The organism is Enterobacter sp. 22452 (genome assembly GCF_052045065.1).
GTDB classification, from domain to species: Bacteria; Pseudomonadota; Gammaproteobacteria; order Enterobacterales; family Enterobacteriaceae; genus Enterobacter; species Enterobacter mori.
The window spans coordinates 835147-852346 of record NZ_JBQEOB010000001.1 but is presented as its reverse complement, the minus strand read 5'-3'; the positions used below and the strand labels follow the sequence as shown (position 1 = coordinate 852346).

General features: G+C 52.7%; 20 protein-coding genes, 2 tRNA genes and 1 other RNA gene. 10 read left to right on the top strand and 13 right to left on the bottom strand.

What is annotated here, in order from left to right:
• Positions 1–185: 185 nt before the first annotated feature.
• Positions 186–1322, top strand: a complete 1137-nt coding sequence (gene mdoC, locus ACTJJA_RS04070) for a glucans biosynthesis protein MdoC (RefSeq protein ID WP_440666330.1) — start codon at positions 186–188, stop codon at positions 1320–1322.
• A 36-nt stretch (positions 1323–1358) separates the two neighbouring features.
• Here mdoC and ymdB read toward each other — a convergent pair whose 3' ends face one another.
• From ymdB to csgB, 5 genes are all read right to left on the bottom strand, one after another.
• Positions 1359–1901 carry an O-acetyl-ADP-ribose deacetylase gene (gene ymdB / locus ACTJJA_RS04065; protein ID WP_010429585.1) on the bottom strand — a complete coding sequence of 181 codons (543 nt, stop codon included), beginning with the start codon at positions 1899–1901 and terminating at the stop codon, positions 1359–1361.
• A 77-nt stretch (positions 1902–1978) separates the two neighbouring features.
• Positions 1979–2299, bottom strand: coding sequence for a type 1 fimbrial protein (locus ACTJJA_RS04060; protein WP_440666328.1), 321 nt, complete (start codon positions 2297–2299; stop codon positions 1979–1981).
• A gap of 164 nt (positions 2300–2463) precedes the next feature.
• Positions 2464–2796, bottom strand: a complete 333-nt coding sequence (gene csgC, locus ACTJJA_RS04055) for a curli assembly chaperone CsgC (RefSeq protein WP_238459505.1) — start codon at positions 2794–2796, stop codon at positions 2464–2466.
• Between the two features lie 60 nt (positions 2797–2856).
• Positions 2857–3312 carry a curli major subunit CsgA gene (gene csgA, locus ACTJJA_RS04050; RefSeq protein WP_440666326.1) on the bottom strand — a complete coding sequence of 152 codons (456 nt, stop codon included), beginning with the start codon at positions 3310–3312 and terminating at the stop codon, positions 2857–2859.
• A gap of 39 nt (positions 3313–3351) precedes the next feature.
• Positions 3352–3807 carry a curli minor subunit CsgB gene (csgB, locus tag ACTJJA_RS04045; RefSeq protein ID WP_089597832.1) on the bottom strand — a complete coding sequence of 152 codons (456 nt, stop codon included), beginning with the start codon at positions 3805–3807 and terminating at the stop codon, positions 3352–3354.
• Between the two features lie 757 nt (positions 3808–4564).
• Between csgB and csgD the strand changes: the two genes are divergently transcribed.
• The 4 genes from csgD to csgG are packed head-to-tail and all read left to right on the top strand — an operon-like array spanning position 4565 to position 6912.
• Positions 4565–5215 carry a biofilm master transcriptional regulator CsgD gene (gene csgD / locus ACTJJA_RS04040; protein ID WP_010429571.1) on the top strand — a complete coding sequence of 217 codons (651 nt, stop codon included), beginning with the start codon at positions 4565–4567 and terminating at the stop codon, positions 5213–5215.
• A gap of 4 nt (positions 5216–5219) precedes the next feature.
• Positions 5220–5609: a curli production assembly/transport protein CsgE gene (gene csgE, locus ACTJJA_RS04035; protein WP_010429567.1), complete on the top strand. Its 390-nt coding sequence runs from the start codon at positions 5220–5222 to the stop codon at positions 5607–5609.
• Positions 5610–5635: 26 nt separating this feature from the next.
• On the top strand, positions 5636–6052 hold the full coding sequence (gene csgF / locus ACTJJA_RS04030) for a curli production assembly/transport protein CsgF (protein ID WP_010429564.1): 417 nt from the start codon (positions 5636–5638) through the stop codon (positions 6050–6052).
• A gap of 26 nt (positions 6053–6078) precedes the next feature.
• Positions 6079–6912, top strand: coding sequence for a curli production assembly/transport protein CsgG (csgG, locus tag ACTJJA_RS04025; protein WP_010429561.1), 834 nt, complete (start codon positions 6079–6081; stop codon positions 6910–6912).
• A 43-nt stretch (positions 6913–6955) separates the two neighbouring features.
• Here the strand turns inward: csgG and ACTJJA_RS04020 are convergent, their stop codons facing one another.
• From ACTJJA_RS04020 to ghrA, 4 genes are all read right to left on the bottom strand, one after another.
• Positions 6956–7438, bottom strand: coding sequence for a DUF1097 domain-containing protein (locus ACTJJA_RS04020; RefSeq protein ID WP_440666322.1), 483 nt, complete (start codon positions 7436–7438; stop codon positions 6956–6958).
• 96 nt (positions 7439–7534) lie between these two features.
• On the bottom strand, positions 7535–8089 hold the full coding sequence (locus ACTJJA_RS04015) for a TorD/DmsD family molecular chaperone (RefSeq protein WP_042719419.1): 555 nt from the start codon (positions 8087–8089) through the stop codon (positions 7535–7537).
• A 19-nt stretch (positions 8090–8108) separates the two neighbouring features.
• Positions 8109–8846, bottom strand: a complete 738-nt coding sequence (locus ACTJJA_RS04010; RefSeq protein ID WP_440666320.1) for a phosphatase — start codon at positions 8844–8846, stop codon at positions 8109–8111.
• Positions 8847–8930: 84 nt separating this feature from the next.
• The gene (ghrA, locus tag ACTJJA_RS04005) at positions 8931–9869 is read right to left on the bottom strand and encodes a glyoxylate/hydroxypyruvate reductase GhrA (protein ID WP_440666318.1); all 939 of its coding nucleotides are present in this window, start codon (positions 9867–9869) and stop codon (positions 8931–8933) included.
• A 232-nt stretch (positions 9870–10101) separates the two neighbouring features.
• Between ghrA and ACTJJA_RS04000 the strand changes: the two genes are divergently transcribed.
• Positions 10102–10189: transfer RNA gene (locus ACTJJA_RS04000), tRNA-Ser, on the top strand.
• 44 nt (positions 10190–10233) lie between these two features.
• Positions 10234–10370, top strand: a non-coding RNA gene (locus ACTJJA_RS03995) — RtT sRNA.
• Between the two features lie 128 nt (positions 10371–10498).
• Here the strand turns inward: ACTJJA_RS03995 and ACTJJA_RS03990 are convergent.
• Complete coding sequence (locus ACTJJA_RS03990; protein WP_126817899.1) at positions 10499–11404, bottom strand: LysR family transcriptional regulator; 906 nt, start codon at positions 11402–11404, stop codon at positions 10499–10501.
• Between the two features lie 109 nt (positions 11405–11513).
• Here ACTJJA_RS03990 and ACTJJA_RS03985 point away from each other — a divergent pair, with 109 nt between their 5' ends.
• The 3 genes from ACTJJA_RS03985 (at position 11514) to ACTJJA_RS03975 (ending at position 13303) form a co-directional block, all read left to right on the top strand.
• A complete protein-coding gene (locus ACTJJA_RS03985) occupies positions 11514–12380 on the top strand; it encodes a pirin family protein (RefSeq protein ID WP_278434758.1) in 867 nt (288 codons plus the stop codon).
• A 20-nt stretch (positions 12381–12400) separates the two neighbouring features.
• The gene (locus tag ACTJJA_RS03980) at positions 12401–13078 is read left to right on the top strand and encodes an isochorismatase family protein (RefSeq protein ID WP_440666315.1); all 678 of its coding nucleotides are present in this window, start codon (positions 12401–12403) and stop codon (positions 13076–13078) included.
• Between the two features lie 137 nt (positions 13079–13215).
• Positions 13216–13303: transfer RNA gene (locus ACTJJA_RS03975), tRNA-Ser, on the top strand.
• A gap of 177 nt (positions 13304–13480) precedes the next feature.
• Here ACTJJA_RS03975 and phoH read toward each other — a convergent pair.
• The 3 genes from phoH to efeO all read right to left on the bottom strand — a co-directional run bounded on the left by phoH (position 13481) and on the right by efeO (position 17185).
• Complete coding sequence (gene phoH / locus ACTJJA_RS03970; protein WP_008503509.1) at positions 13481–14269, bottom strand: phosphate starvation-inducible protein PhoH; 789 nt, start codon at positions 14267–14269, stop codon at positions 13481–13483.
• A gap of 499 nt (positions 14270–14768) precedes the next feature.
• Positions 14769–16052 carry an iron uptake transporter deferrochelatase/peroxidase subunit gene (gene efeB / locus ACTJJA_RS03965; protein WP_211446554.1) on the bottom strand — a complete coding sequence of 428 codons (1284 nt, stop codon included), beginning with the start codon at positions 16050–16052 and terminating at the stop codon, positions 14769–14771.
• Positions 16053–16057: 5 nt separating this feature from the next.
• Positions 16058–17185 carry an iron uptake system protein EfeO gene (gene efeO / locus ACTJJA_RS03960; RefSeq protein WP_440666313.1) on the bottom strand — a complete coding sequence of 376 codons (1128 nt, stop codon included), beginning with the start codon at positions 17183–17185 and terminating at the stop codon, positions 16058–16060.
• Between the last annotated feature and the right edge of the window lie 15 nt (positions 17186–17200).

The window sequence follows — 17200 nt, the reverse complement described above, 5'->3', positions numbered from 1 at the left end:
GACAACATTATCACTGCTTTGTTCAGCTCGCTGGCTCAGGGATTAAGCAAATGAAAGAACCCGCTTTTCACTTTGCGTGCTTATCCTGGAGACAGGGGTGTCGGTCTTGGTGTAGGGTTGGCTTCGAATGTAACCATTATGCGTCTTAGGGATAAGGCGATTAGTCTGAGAATGTACTGAGTTATATGAGCACAACACCCGTACAACGTGAATATTTCCTCGACTCGATCCGGGCATGGCTGATGCTATTGGGGATCCCATTTCACATTTCATTGATTTATTCCAGCCACACGTGGCACGTGAACAGCCAAATGCCCTCCTGGTGGCTGACGCTGTTTAATGACTTCATCCACGCCTTCCGTATGCAGGTGTTTTTTGTCATATCCGGCTACTTCTCTTATATGCTTTTTTTGCGCTACCCGCTTAAGCGATGGTGGAAGGTGCGCGTAGAGCGCGTCGGCATACCGATGCTCACCGCCATCCCGCTGTTGACGCTGCCGCAATTCATTATGCTGCAGTATGTGAAAGGCAAAGCGGAAAACTGGCCTAACCTGTCGCTATATGAAAAGTACAATACGCTGGTCTGGGAGCTGGTTTCACACCTTTGGTTCCTGCTGGTTCTGGTGGTTCTTACCACTGTCAGTCTGGTCATCTTCAGCCGTCTGCGCCGTCATTTAAGCGCTACGTCAGACACTTTCTTTGCCAACATAACGCTCGGTAAACTGTCCCTGCTCTTTTTGGTGCTGGGGATTGTCTACGCGGCCATCAGACGCACGCTGTTCGTTGTCTATCCACCCATCCTGAGCGACGGGCTGTTTAATTTCGTGGTGATGCAGTCGCTGTTCTACATTCCTTTCTTCCTGGTGGGAGCGCTGGCGTTTGTCTATCCGCAGTTAAAAGCGTTGTTTACCCAACCGTCGCCCTGGTGTGCCGTCGGCGCAGCCCTTGCCTTCGCAGCCTATCTTCTCAATCAGCGCTACGGCAGCGGTGACGCGTGGATGTACGAAACAGAGAGTGTCATTACCATGCTGCTGGGCTTGTGGATGGTGAACGTGGTGTTTGCCCTCGGTCATCGCCTGCTGAACTTTAAATCCAGCCGCGTTACCTATTTCGTCAATGCATCACTGTTCATTTATCTGGTGCATCACCCGTTGACGCTGTTCTTCGGCGCTTACATCACTCCGCATATTGCTTCCAACACGCTCGGCTTCTTCACCGGGCTGGTCTTCGTGATTGGGATTGCCATCGTGCTGTACGAGATCCACCTGCGTATCCCGCTACTGCGGTTCCTCTTCTCCGGGAAACCGCAGGTTAAAGCCTGATCGAAAAAGCGGCGCCGATACGGCGCCGCTTTTGTATCAGCCGTCCAGTTCTTCTCCACGCTGGGTCAAAAGTCTCTGGTAGAGATGCGTGGTTTCTTCGTCGAAACAGACAAAGATGACCTTTTCCGGCATGGGCTTCAGGGAAAGGTAGTGGTACACGGTATTCACCGCAATGGTCGCGGCAGCCGCTTTAGGATAGCCATAAACACCGGTGCTGATGGCAGGAAACGCCAGGGTTTTATAGCCATTGTCCGCAGCGAGGCGCAGGCAGTTACGGTAAGCATCCTCAAGGATCCGTGCCTCGTGGTGCTCGCCCCCCTGCCACACCGGTCCCACGGCGTGAATAACGGCTTTGGCGGGCAGATCCCCTGCCAGCGTAATCACGGCATGCCCCGGCGGGCATTCCCCCTGTTGTTGACGCACGGCCTTACAGGCTTCGAGCAATTGCGGCCCGGCAGCGCGATGAATGGCGCCATCCACGCCGCCTCCCCCCAGCAACGATGAATTCGCTGCATTGACGATCACATCAACATGTAACGTTGTGATATCGCCGTGAATAATCTCGATTTGCGGTCTCATACATTCCCCCTGCTACCCGCCTTTTTCTTAAGTGTATCGCAGAGGGGAGGGTCAGAAAAAACTATCGTTTAAAACGGCTAGCGATATTCCACCTTAACAACGGCCAGCGTTTTCTCAGGATTGAGATACTGCATACTCACGGTTGCCAGCCCTGGATAGGCCGAGCGCCCATTCAGTGCCTCCTCATAGCTGACCATTCGGGTCTGGATACGGTTATTTTCCGGGCAGGACATCGCAAACTGACGATGTTGAGGGGTAATCTCACAGGGATCGGCAACAATGGCACCACGGAAATGGATAACACCACCTTCAACAATCGTCGCTGAAAATGCGGGTGTCATATAAGCCGAGACAATCAGGCTAAAACCTGAGATGAGCAGAGCGGTAGATTTGGTCACAAGTTGTACTCCTCAAAATAAATCATCCTTGAGGGGTAAAAGCGCTCCAGTATGACAACGGGGTAGCAGGTAATTGAACAGCGAAACGAGTTCAGCTCCTGATATCATCATAGTTACACCTTTCAACTCCCGCCACATTCCCAAATCATTGATTTTGTGAATGATTAAAGCGAACGTTCTGCAGGCGACCATTGTTGTGATAAATGCAGCGATTTTCCGTCAGAGACGGTGACCGTAATTTTCACCGTATCCCCTGTACCAATATTTAAACTCAGTCTCATCAAATCAATCGTCTGATTAGCGGGTATAGAGAAGGTATTTTGCTGGCGTGAGGTACTTTGTCCTCCCTCCCCCTGGCGAACGGACAAAATTTGAACCTGACAATCGCACGCGTGTGTCAGGGTGACCTGCGGAATAATGGTGGTCATATTTCCCTGCTGCGATGTTTTAAAGGTTATTTGGCTGGAAAGCGCGGCAAGGAGTATTAACGTATTCATGATGAACTCCCGAAAAAAAACAGGGCAAATGCCCTGTTTTTTTGTAGCACAGATTTGAAATCAGTATTGATGTGCGGTCGCATTGTTGCCAAAGCCGACCTGATGCACGGTAACAGTTGATCCAGATGCTGTCTGGTCCACTGCCGCACCGTTGCCGCCGCCAAACTGTTTAACATCGATGACGGAGTTTTTGCTGTTCCACTGGTCAATGGTTGCGCTGTTACCAAAGCCTTTCTGCAGCAAATCGATGGTGCTGTCATCAGATCCTTGTCCAACATCAGCACCGTTACCGCCGCCGTGCTGGGTAATTGTCAATTCTGAATCTCTTGCATCCGTTTGCAAGGCAAGAGCAGAGTTGCCGCCACCATACTGGTAAATGCTCAGGGTTGAGTCAGGACCGCTATTACCGCCACCGCCGTGGCCATGACCGTGGCCGCCAAATTGTGGTACCGCACCTGCGAAAGCACTGCCAGAAACGATGATTGCTGCAATTGCTGCCACTTTAAAAAGTTTCATGGTAAACCCCCATCGGATTGATTAAGTCGCCACAACGCCCTAACGTTGAATAACGCGGATGGCCATTTGTGACTGTCTCTGCACTACAACTGCTGTTTTCTGCGTACCATATTGCGTAATACTCGCTCTGTTAGCCGACCCTTTTTGGATAATCATTGCGGTATTACCAAAAGCGTCCTGCTTAATACTCGCGTCATTACCATTTCCATCTTGATCGATATAAGCAAGGTTATAAGTTCCTGATTGATCAACCTTCGCTCGGTTGCCTCCACCTTCCTGAGAGACAACGGACATTAATTTGGAACCGTCCTGACGAATATCAGTAGAATTACCTGAACCTTGTTGACCAATAATGGCTGCCTGATTATAGGAAGACTTACTTAATTCATTAACCGCAAAGTTATATTCAGAACCGGCTAAGTCCGAACCGCCTGCGGTTACAAATCCAGGCACACCCAGTAATGTAAACATCATAAATAACGTTCTGTTTTTCATGTTGTCACCCTGGACCTGGCTATACACAAAACAACGTTTCTTCATGCATAAACGCGAATCGTTTTTTTGTTAACGCCGCGTTACGAAAAAGAGTATGTCTGCCGAAACAATTTAAATATCTCACCCGCGCGGCTTATTTTAATTAATGACTTCACCTCAAAGTATTAATTCCGGTAAAAATACGCTGGCAGACGTTAGGTTTAGCGCGAGAAAAAAATCGTCTCTCTCAGATCCTGTACAATGGCAGGTTTCTTGTCCAGCCTTACGCAGCCTGACTTCACCACACTCACGCGAGACAATTTGAAAACCTTGTCACACAGGGTGAGTTTTCTTAAGAAGGAATGCCCTGATGAGGGAAGGCTTAGTTTTCTTATGTATCTCATACCTTTTACCGGTGGGGGAAGAATTATAAATCCACTATTTTTTCATGCAGTTATAATTATTTGTATGATTTTTAAAATGTGTGCAGTGTTATTCTCATGTACAACTTTTCTCTTAAAAAAAAACTAATTTATTACCCCAAATACACAATTTAATATTGAATTTTACATTTAGTTACATGATTAACACTTGCTTTAACGTTTGTAATAGCTAGATTGAAAACAGTAGTAAGTCATTTTATTTTTATTTCCGTCCTCCTCTGGAGGAATGGTTTGATTCTACACACAGCAGTGCCACATCTGTCAGTACTTCTGGTATTCCTTATCTATTAACAAGGGATAGCTGCCAGGTGTCATAAATAAAGTGGGGTTTCATCATGTTTAATGAAGTCCATAGTTTACATGGTCATACATTATTGTTGATCACCAAACCTTCTTTACAAGCGACAGCATTATTGCAGCATTTAAAGCAATCTCTTTCATTGAACGGGAAATTGCATAATATTCAACGTTCTTTTGATGACATTGCACCTGGCAGTATCATTCTTCTCGATATGATGGAAGCGGATAAAAAGCTGATCCATTACTGGCAAGATAACTTAAGCAGGAAAAACAATAATATCCGCGTGTTATTATTGAATACCCCTGATGAGTATCCTTTTAGAGACATAGAAAGCTGGCCGCATATCAATGGCGTGTTCTACGTCACTGAAGAAGAGAATCGTGTCGTGGAAGGCTTGCAGGGCATATTGCGAGGCGAATGCTATTTCTCGCAAAAGCTTGCCAGCTACCTCATTACACACTCCGGAAATTATCGCTACAACAGTACAGAGTCTGCACTGCTGACGCATCGTGAGAAAGAGATCCTGAACAAGTTGCGCATTGGTGCTTCAAACATTGAAATCGCCCGTTCGTTATTTATCAGCGAAAATACGGTCAAGACGCACCTTTATAATCTTTTCAAGAAGATAGCTGTTAAAAACCGGACTCAGGCAGTTTCATGGGCAAACGATAACCTCAGGCGTTAATAGCATGAAACGCACGTTGAGTTGGATTGCTGCAGCAGGTTTCCTGCTTGCGGCCGGGAATCTCCAGGCAGTGGAAGTTGAGGTTCCCGGATTGTTAACCGACCACACTGTCACATCTATCGGGCACGATTTCTACCGCGCCTTCAGCGATAAATGGGAAAGTGACTACCCCGGTAACTTAACAATCAACGAACGGCCCAGTGCACGGTGGGGAAGCTGGATCACAATAACAGCCAATCAGGATGTTATTTACCAGACCTTCCTGTTCCCCACCAAAAGAGACTTCGATCAGAACGTCGCTTTTGCCCTGGCTCAAACAGAAGAAGCTATTAATCGTCTGCAGTTAGATAAAGCCCTGCTGAGTACAGGCGATTTAGCAAAAGATGAGTTCTAACAACGATACTTATTTCGGAGGCTGTAATGCGTCTCGCACACACAGTGATTTCGTTAATGCTCATTGCACCGCTAAGCTGGGCCGGGAATATGACCTTCCAGTTCCGCAACCCTAATTTTGGCGGCAACCCGAACAACGGGGCATTCATGCTTAACGAAGCCCAGGCTCAAAACTCTTACAAAGACCCAAGCTTTGACGACGATTTCGGTATCGAAACCCCGTCAGCGCTGGATAACTTCACCCAGGCCATCCAGTCGCAAATATTAGGTGGCTTATTAACCAATATTAATACCGGTAAACCCGGCCGCATGGTGACTAACGACTTTATCGTCGATATCGCCAACAAAGATGGGCAGCTTCAGTTGAACGTTACGGATCGCAAAACCGGAAAAACATCGACAATCCAGGTGTCGGGTTTGCAAACCAGTTCGACTGATTTTTAAACAACCCCAAAATAAGGACAATTATCATGCAGCGCTTTTTGATCATTGTTGCAGTGTGCTTATTGAGCGGTTGTTTAACTGCTCCCCCCAAAGAAGCCGCTAAGCCAACATTAATGCCTCGGGCACAAAGCTACCGCGATTTAACCCATCTGCCGACACCAACCGGTAAGATATTTGTCTCGGTATATAACATTCAGGATGAAACAGGACAGTTTAAACCGTATCCGGCAAGTAACTTCTCTACGGCCGTGCCGCAGAGTGCAACCGCCATGCTGGTCACTGCCCTGAAGGATTCACGCTGGTTTATTCCTCTGGAACGCCAGGGATTGCAAAACCTGCTGAATGAACGAAAAATCATCCGCGCCGCACAGGAAAACGGAACCGTTGGCGTGAATAATCGTATGCCACTTCAGTCGCTTACCGCGGCCAATATCATGGTGGAAGGCTCGATTATCGGTTACGAAAGTAACGTGAAATCGGGGGGAGCAGGTGCGCGTTACTTCGGTATCGGTGCTGACACCCAGTATCAACTCGACCAGATTGCCGTCAACCTGCGCGTGGTTAACGTGAGCACGGGTGAGATCTTATCCTCCGTGAACACCAGCAAAACCATTCTCTCGTATGAAGTTCAGGCCGGGGTATTCCGCTTTATCGACTACCAGCGTCTGCTGGAGGGTGAAATTGGGTATACCTCTAACGAACCGGTGATGCTGTGTCTGATGTCGGCTATCGAAACCGGGGTTATCTTCCTGATTAACGATGGTATCGATCGTGGGCTGTGGGATCTGCAGAACAAATCAGAGGCGCAAAACCCGGTACTGGTAAAATACCGCGATATGTCGGTGCCGCCGGAATCCTGATCGAAAGCGTATAAAAAAGGCGAGATCCCTGTCTCGCCTTTTTTTATTCACTCACCGCGGTGATGTTTTGCGTTTTTTCTCGCCGCGCTGCCAGCCACAGGCCGCTATTTTTCATGGCATAGCCGAAAAGAAGTCCCAGCGCCAACGAGGGAACGACCAGCTTCCAGTCCCCCTGCCCTGCAAAGGTCGCGCAGGCCCCCATGAACGTTCCCGGTACGAACGATAGCAGCAAATGCTTTGCCTGAACGCACATTAAAAATGCGACCACGCCCGTCATGACATAGCCCAGGATCTCCAGGTGCGGCGCCATCGCGCTGCCCTTCATGATCACCAGCGCCCAAATCACACCGCTCATCAGGGTACATCCGGAGATGAATAGCCCTTTGACGCCACCCTGCGGGCAGGCGAAATAGGCGGTGCAGCCGAGGAACCCGGCCCAACTGAGCAATCCGAGAGACACGGCCACCCATCCCCAGATACCGGAGAGGATGCCTGTTGTCAGTGCAATACAAAGTAATATGTTCATGGCGCGCATCTTAGCAGAAGCGCGCCATAGAAATGCGATCAGAAGCACATTATGTGCAAGTTGAAATGTATCGTTGCAGGATTTTTGTGATCTAAATCACTCTTCATTCTCTTCTTCAAGCTCATCCCACATCGCAGCAATCGCATCACGCGTCAGCGGTGCCAGGGTTCTCCAGAATGGCGAGGTGGCATGGGCTTCAACTTTACCCAGGAACGTCCCAACCCACGGCAGCAGATAGGTTTCAAACAGGGTTTCGATGGCTTCATTTTCGTCATCACCGGCATTGTCTTCAAGCCAGGAGGCCGCAAGCAGCAGCGTACCGATGTGATCGGCTGGCGTATCGCTCAGCGGCATCCCGCGCTCGGAGAGAAACGCACGCACTTCTGCTTCCGTCGCCCCTTCCTGCCAGGCAGAACGGTACGGCGAAACACGGCACTCGTCACCGACGAACAGCGCATTGTAATCCGTTGAAATCTGCTGCATGTCGCAGCTTTTTTGCAGACGTTCCAGCAAATCATCCTGTTCCAGCGGCCAGTTCTGCGCCAGCTTACCTTCACGGATCAGCGTGAAAAGCGGAACCAACAGCGGGTCTTGCGGCTGGCGATAATAGAGCGTACCCAGCACGCGGCAAAGGATGGAAAACTCGTTCATTTTTTATTCCATTACACAATTAAAGATCGGCAAATTCGGCAATCGGCTCCATTCCGCGCGACTCGAGGAAATCGAGCATGCGGCGTGGCGTCACGTTCAGGATTTGCGCTTCCGGGAAATCAACGTCATTTAATACTTTCATACACTCACTGAAATCACCCAGCGTAAACGCGGTATGAGAATCGGACCCCAGCGCCACCATTCCCCCCGCATCACGCACGGCGGCAGCCACGGCGCGACAGTTGGCTTCACTGCCCTTACGCGAGTGAACAAAGGAGGAGTTATTAATCTCCAGCGCCACGCGGTGTTTCGCTGCCGCCTGCGCGACAGCCTGAATATCAATCGGATACTTCGGGTTACCGGGGTGGCTGATAATGTGCACATTGCCGCTGGCAATGGTCGCAATCATCGCCGCGGTGTTGGTCTCTTTATCCTGAGGCGCAAAGACCGGCTCATGGAAACCGGCAAGGATAAGGTCAAGAGAGGTCACCATCGGGCCGGTGCAGTCGATCTCACCGTCGGTATTTTTGATGTTCGCCTCTATGCCGCGCAGTATCCCGATACCGTCCACCAAACGTGGCCAAATCCGCATATTCACAAAATGCCAGTAGTGCGGCGCATCCGCCATATCCGGGCCATGATCGGTAATCGCAAAAAGCTTGATGCCCTTGAGCTTAGCCTGGGCGATATAATCATGGAGGTTACTATACGCGTGGGTGCTGGCGACGGTGTGCATATGCAGGTCTACGGGATACATCTTTCTCTCCTCTGCGGTTTTTCCAAAGGATAGCAGTTATCAGCGGCGAATATTAGCAAAAACCCGGCGAACGCCGGGTTTCTCTCAGTAGCCGCGCTGTCTGTCGACCTGTCCGGTGACCGCGTTACCCTTTTCCATTTCGCTGATGGTATGGGATATATACGCCACCGCTTCTGCCGGACGCGTCACGGCAGCCACGTGTGGCGTCATCGCGACGCGCGGGTGCGCCCACAGCGGGCTTTCCGCTGGCAGTGGCTCACGGCTGTAAACGTCCAGCATGGCGCCTTTGAGTTTTCCGCTTTCCAGCGCGTTCAGCAGATCGCCCTCCACGACATGGACCCCGCGCGCGAGGTTCATCAAGTAGCTCTGCTCGGCTAACTGGTTCAGGAGAGTGGTATTGATAATGCCCACCGTTTCGGCGGTATTCGGCAGCAGGTTGATAAGCACGCGAGTCCCTTTCAGGAACGCAGGAAGCTCATCCGTTCCGGCAAAACTCTCGACGCCCGGATAATCCTTACGGCTACGGCTCCAGCAGCGTAGCGGGAAGCCCCACGGAGCGAGTGCTTCTGCCACTTTTGAGCCGAGCACGCCTGCGCCGAGGATCCCGACGGTGAAATCTTCATGTCGATAATCCGGCAGCGGCTCCCAGTGGGATTGCTGTTTAAAGGCCTGATAATCGTCGAAGCGGCGGAACCAGTGCAGCACCTGGCTCACGGCATACTCCTGCATCTGCTGGCCCATCCCCGTGTCTTCGAGACGGAACAGCGGAATATTGTCAGGCAGCATTTCTGGATGCGCTTTCAGTTTACTGAGGATCGAATCAACGCCCGCGCCCAGGGCGAAAACCGCCTTCAGCTTGCGGCCCTGCAGCATCTCAACCGGCGGGTGCCAGACCAGCGCATAGTCGGCATGTTCATTATCGCCACGCTTCCACTCGCGTACGCGTGCGCCGGGCAGCGCCGCCGAAAGTGCGTCGATCCAGTAAGCGGTATCAAATGTAGGGTGATAGAAGAGAATATCCATAGTCATTCCTGCCTTTTAGTGCGCTGTTTTGTTTTCATTTTCAAGTGGATTGCCAGCATAACAAATTTATCAGGAAACCGCGTTGCTGATAAAAGAGGCGCTTTGTGCACATTTAGGAATCAGGTTGCTTGAAGTTTGTCTAAATACGCTAAATTACTGAAAAAGTGAGTTGACGCCAGTTCGGCTTTTCCTTACATTAGCGCCCGTCCCGGCAACAACGGGATGACAATATGGTGAGGTGTCCGAGTGGCTGAAGGAGCACGCCTGGAAAGTGTGTATACGGCAACGTATCGGGGGTTCGAATCCCCCCCTCACCGCCATATTCGAGATGAGAGCTCGTACGAAAGTACGGGCTTTTTTCTTTTATATTCTCCGAAAGGGGGGATGAGAATCCCCGACCGGGGTTCGACAACTGGCGACAGCCAGTTGGACAGACTGAGAGCGCAGCGAACAGGATGCCCGCAGGGCGAGCGAAGCGAGTCAATCCCCCCCTCACCGCCATATTTAAGATGAGAGCTCGTACGAAAGTACGGGCTTTTTTCTTTTGGATCGCACCTGGGGATTCGAACCTTGAGACTCCCTGCGCTCTTTATGTCGGGTGGCGCTGCGCTTACCCGACCTACAAAAAACTACTCTTCCACCATTCGCGCATACTCTTCGGTCAGAAAATCTACCAGCGTCCTGACCGACGGCAGCATGCCGCGCCGCGAAGGATAAACCGCGTGAATCACTTCCCGTCGGGGTTCCCACGCGTCCAGCACCCGTACCAGTTCCCCTGACGCAAGCTGATCCTTCACCATCAATATCGGCAACTGTACAACGCCTACGCCCGCCATCGCCGCTTCCCGCAGTGCCAGCATGTCGGTGGTAATAAAGCGCGGTGCGTAGTGGATCTCCGCTTTCGCTCCCTCTGGACCACTGAGATCCCATTTATGCACCTGTTTACCGGCCCCCATACTTAAACCAGGCCATTCACTGAGCTCAGAAGGCATTCGAGGTTTACCCATACGTTCAATCAACTGCTGACTCGCCACCAGGCAATGCCCCCTGTCAGCCAGCACCCTTAAGACCAGATCGCTGTCATCAAACGGACGCGGACGCACGCGGATCGCCACATCAATGCCTTCGCCCACAAGATCGACCCGCCGATTGGTGGCCTCAAGCTGGAGATTAATCCCGGGGTAGCGCGCCATAAACCGTGCCAGCATCGGTCCCACGTGGACGTGCAGTAACGTGACGGGACAGGTGATCCTGACGACGCCGCGCGGCTCAGCCTGCAGCGCAGCAACGGCCTCCTCTGCCGCTTCTGCTTCTATCAGCATCGCCTTACAGTGCTGATAGAAGGTCTGCCCCACTTCCGTCACCGTAAACTGGCGCGTAGTGCGCTGTATCAACCGCACGCCAAGCCGCTCTTCCAGCTGCGCAATCCTGCGGCTCAGTTTGGACTTGGGTTGGTCGAGCGCCCTTCCCGCCGCCGCAAACCCCCCGTGGTCGACCACCTTCACAAACCAGACAAAGTCATTGAGATCCTGCATAAAACCCCATCGTTCTATTTTCGGAACAGTGAATGCCATTTTCCCTATCTACCGGGATATTAACTCTGAATATAAGCTAATTACATCAACAGAACATCAGGAGTTAATCATGAAAAACGTAACAGGCGTTTATACCGCTCCCCGCCAGCACTGGGTTGGCGATGGTTTCCCGGTTCGTTCGATGTTTTCTTATCAAACCCACGGCGAGCCACTGAGTCCGTTTTTGCTGCTGGACTACGCAGGTCCGTACACCTTTCCGGCAGATGGGGCGAAACGCGGCGTAGGCCAACATCCTCACCGGGGTTTTGAAACGGTCACCATCGTCTATTCCGGTGAAGTGGAGCATCGCGACTCCACGGGTAAAGGCGGCGTCATTGGCCCCGGCGACGTGCAGTGGATGACGGCAGGTGCAGGCATCCTGCACGAGGAGTTCCACTCCAGCGCGTTCTCGCAAAAAGGCGGGGAACTGAAAATGATGCAGCTTTGGGTCAACCTGCCAGCCAAAGACAAAATGGCGACGCCGGGCTACCAGAGCATCACCAAAAGCGACATCCCGGTTGTGGCGTTACCGGACAACAGCGGAACGGTGCGGGTTATCGCCGGACGCTACGACGATATTACCGGCCCTGCGCACACCTTTTCGCCGCTGAACGTCTGGGATCTTGCCCTTAATCAGGGAAGCCATCTTACGCTCGCTCAGCCGGAGGGCTGGAGCACGGCGCTGGTGGTGCTGGAAGGTCACGTTACGGTGAACGGCACTGCTCAGGCGGGAGAAGCCCAGCTGGTGGTGCTGAGTCAGGAAGGCGACAAACTGCACCTTGAGGCAAGCAGCGATGCCAAAGTGCTGCTGATGGCCGGCGCGCCGCTCAATGAACCCATCGTCGGCTATGGCCCGTTTGTAATGAACACTAAAACCGAGATCGCGGAAGCTATTCGTGATTTCAACTCCGGCCGCTTCGGCCAGATCCGATCGTAATCGTAATAAAGGAGAAGAACATGTCTACACCTGCCAATTTTAATGGAGCACGTCCGGTCATTGATGTTAACGATGCGGTGATGTTGCTTATCGATCACCAGAGCGGTCTGTTCCAGACCGTTGGTGACATGCCAATGCCAGAGCTGCGAGCTCGTGCGGCGGCGTTAGCGAAAATCGCTACCCTGGCGAAGATCCCGGTTATCACTACGGCGTCCGTACCACAGGGGCCGAACGGACCGCTGATCCCAGAGATCCACGCTAACGCGCCGCATGCACAATATGTTGCCCGTAAAGGTGAAATCAACGCCTGGGACAACCCGGAGTTTGTTGCGGCGGTGAAAGCGACCGGACGTAAGTCGTTGATCATCGCGGGCACTATCACCAGCGTCTGCATGGCCTTCCCGTCAATCAGCGCAGTTGCAGATGGGTATAAAGTGTTTGCGGTGATTGATGCCTCCGGCACCTACAGCAAGATGGCCCAGGAGATCACCCTGGCGCGTGTTGTGCAGGCTGGCGTGGTGCCAATGGATACGGCGGCTGTGGCCTCTGAGATCCAGCGGACATGGAATCGTGAAGACGCGGCTGAGTGGGCTGAGGTATACACCCACATCTTCCCTGCTTATCAGCTGTTGATCGAAAGCTACGGCAAAGCACAGGAAGTGGTTAAAAACAGCGAAGTGCTCGATTCACAGCGTTAATAACCCGTGCTGCGACAAGAGCTGATTAAGGCTTAACCGAACGCACACGAATACAGAAAATCTGCTTGACCGTTTTAGCGCAACTCCCTATAGTAGCGCCCCGTTGCCCCCCAAGCGGTCAGGCAGCAAAACAATATGGTGAGGTGTCCGAGTGGCTGAAGGAGCACGCCTGGAAAGTGTGTATACGGCAACGTATCGGGGGTTCGAATCCCCCCCTCACCGCCATATTTAAGATGAGAGCTCGTACGAAAGTACGGGCTTTTTTCTTTTGGAACGCACCTGGGGATTCGAACCTTGAGACTCCCTGCGCTTACCCGGCCTACGGGTNCGCAGCGCCACCCGACAAAAAGCCCGCACAAAAAACAAAGCCCGGTTTCCCGGGCCTTGAACACAACAGCAAACTCAATAATACGCTTGCAGCGTGCGCTGGCAGAGCGCCGAGCGCACGCAGTCATCTTTGGTGAAACGTACCACCCCAATCATTTCATCTTCCTCAAAACGTGACATGGCGTCGCTCAGCCCGGATTTCACGCCGGACGGCAGGTCACACTGGGTAATATCGCCGTTAACGATAACCGTCACGTTCTCCCCGAGGCGCGTTAAGAACATTTTCATTTGCGCTGCGGTCACGTTCTGAGCCTCGTCAAGAATAACGACCGCATTTTCAAATGTACGTCCGCGCATATAGGCGAACGGCGCGATTTCCACCTTGCCAATCTCTGGTCGCAGGCAGTACTGCATAAAGGATGCACCCAGTCGCTTCACCAGCACGTCATAAACGGGCCTGAAGTATGGGGCAAACTTCTCCGAAATATCTCCGGGCAAGAAGCCGAGATCTTCATCAGCTTGCAGTACCGGACGGGTAACAATAATGCGCTCCACGTCCTTATGGATCAGCGCTTCCGCCGCTTTGGCTGCACTAATCCAGGTTTTCCCGCATCCGGCTTCACCGGTTGCAAAGATGAGCTGTTTACTCTCGATAGCATTCAGGTAGTGCGCCTGAGCCTCATTGCGCGCAACAATTGGAGAATTATCACGGCTGTCTCGGGCCATGCCAATTGCTTCTACGCCACTCATCTGCACAAGCGAGGTGACCGATTCTTCTTCACGCTGTTTATGGCTACGTGAATCCCGTCTCAGCACACGTTTTGCTTCGCGACGAGCTTTGATCACTGCTTTTTGTCTTCCCATGGATAGCACCTTGAGTTGTTGGTATTCATCACACGCGCCAGCTTCGGCACGATTATGCGCACGAACATCAGAGGGTTGGCTTCCTTGTAAGCCATTGCTTGCTTTACCGGATGACGATACAGAATAGCTACGCGCACCAGTCTGCACGTCGGTGGAATCAGATTCTTGAGGTGAAGGGGAGAATTTAGTGGTGAGGAAATCGCTGCCGGAGTCAGAGCCTCCGCGCCGGGTGCTGCGGTTGTTATGTTTACCTTGTCCAGTACAGGACCCAACCATTCGCGATCTCCATAGTGATTCAGCATCACTGCCGGGAACTACCGCTGTCTTATCTTAAGTACATCAGGAGTTATCATAAATGCAACATTTATTTTACCTGAATGCAACTTTTAAGACTGCACCTGCAGTGGATTCAGTCTTATATAGAAATATTACAGAAATATAACAACAAGATAGTCATATGAAAAAATAATGTCCCCGCGAACTATCGCAGGGACGATTATCAGGCTTCGATCAGCCCTTGAGCGAGGTACGCGTTCCGGTCGCGCGGGCCAGGCAGGGCAAAGAAATAACCGCCGCCGATGGGCTTAATATACTCTTCCAGCGCTTCGCCGTTTAACCGCTTCTGTACGGTGAGGAACCCTTTCTCCAGATCGTGCTGATAGCAGACAAACAGCAGCCCCATATCAAGCTGACCAGAGTTGGTCACGCCTAACGAATAGCTGTAGCCACGACGCATCATCAGGCTCGACTGCGTCTCTTTGGTGCGCGGGTTCGCAAGGCGAATATGGCTGTCGAGCGCGATGGTATTCCCGTCAGGATCGCTCGCGTAGTCCGGCACATCGTGCTCGTGCTTCATGCCCAGCGGCGCCCCGCTCTGCTTGTCGCGGCCGAATATGGTCTGCTGCTCTTTCAGCGGCGTGCGGTCCCAGAATTCCACGTGGAACTGGATAATGCGCACCGCCTGGTAGCTGCCGCCCACCGCCCACGCCGGTTCACCCTGATCCGCCGTCACCCACACCACGTCTTTCATCAGCGCCGCATCGCTGCTGTTGGGGTTGGCCGTGCCGTCCTTAAAGCCCAGCAGGTTCACCGGCGTCTCTTTGCCTTTACTGCGGGCAGCGTGGTCAGAGATAAACCCTTCCCGCTTCCAGCGCACGCTCAGCAGATCCGGCGTGTGCTTGATGATATCGCGCAGGGCGTGGATCACCGTGTCCTGGGTATTGGCGCAAATCTGCAGGAGCAGATCGCCGTGGCACAGCGCCGCGTCGAGGGAGTCATTTGGAAAGCGCGTCATTTTTTGCAGCGCTTTCGGCTTCTGTTTTGCCAGGCCGTAGCGGTCATCAAACAGCGACTCGCCCACCGACACGGTAATGGTCAGGTTATCCGGGGCGATAAACGCCCCGAGAATACCGGAGTCCATCGGCGGCAAACGCGGATTTGGCGTTTCCGGTGCCGGACCGCCCGCGGTGAGAAACGCAATACGCGTTGTCAGCAGGCGGAACAGACGCACCAGATCGGCTTTATCGCTGGCCAGCGAATCAAACGCCACCAGCATCATGGAGGCCTGCTGCGGCGTCAGAATGCCCGCCTGATGCTCGCCATAAAACGGCTGCGTCTCCATGCGCGCATCCGGCGACAGTGTGCCGGGGGCACTCTGCGGTTTAGCCGCATGCGCCACCGGGCAGCCGCCTGCCAGGGCAAGCGCGCCGCCGAGCGCCCCTACCCCTTTTAACAAACGACGTCGGGAAGGTTCCGCCACGTCGTGCTCGTCATGCTTGTTCATCGTGCTTAGTCCAGACCCAGAACGCCGCGCAGCAGGGAGAGATCTTCCGCCAGGGTAGTAATCGGGCCTTTCAGCGCGTTACGGTCAGCGTCGGTCAGTTTGTCATAGGTTTCGAACCCGTCTTTGGTGCGGTACTTCGCCAGGATGGTATCGACTTTTTTGAAGTTGGCATCCACTTTGGCCAGCAGTTCGCTGTTCTCTTTTTGCAGTTGAGGACGCAGCAGATCGACAATTTTCTGCGCGCCGTCGACGTTGGCCTGGAAGTCCCACAGGTCGGTGTGGCTGTAGCGATCTTCTTCACCGCTGATTTTGCTGGCAGCCACTTCTTCAATCAGACCGGCCGCGCCGCCAACCACTTTCGACGGTGGGAAGGCCAGCTCGCTGATGCGCTTTTGCAGCTCCAGCACGTCGCTGTTCAGCTGATCGGCGTATTTCTCCATCCCTTTGGTGGAGTTGTCGCCAAACAGGGCTTTTTCCAGTCTGTGGAAGCCGGTAAATTTCGGATCGGCGGCCTTCTGCTCGTAATCGTCCTCACGGGCATCGATGCTGCCATCGAGGTCAGAGAACAGCTCGGCAATCGGCTCGATGCGCTCGTAGTGCTGACGGGTTGGCGCGTACAGGGATTTCGCTTTTTCGATATCCCCGGCTTTCACCGCATCGGTAAAGGCTTTGGTGCCCGCAACCAGGTCCGCCGTCTCTTTGGTGACGTAGGCTTTATAGGCGGTGATGGCCTCGCCCAGGCTCAGCAGCGCTTCGCCCTTCGCGGCATCCTTCGTGGCGTTGCCCTTGACGATCAGCTTACCTTTCGGATTGGTCAGCAGGCCGCAGGTCATGTCGTATTCACCCGGCTGCAGGTTGGCGGTCATCTTCTGGCTGAAGCCAGGGGCGATGTTTTCACGCTCTTCCACCACCATTACGCCTTTGAGGATCTCCCACTCCAGCGCCTTCTGGCTGTGGTTCTGGATGATAAACTGGGTTTTGCCGCTGTTGACCGTGATGGTCATCGGCTCGCACTGTTTATCATTGACGGTCACTTTGACCTGAGGAACATCAGCGCCCCAGGCAGAGAATGAAGAAGCGAACAGCGCGGCAATGCCTGCGCATAACGCACTACGACGGAACTGAATTGCCATGACTCTTCCCTTTAA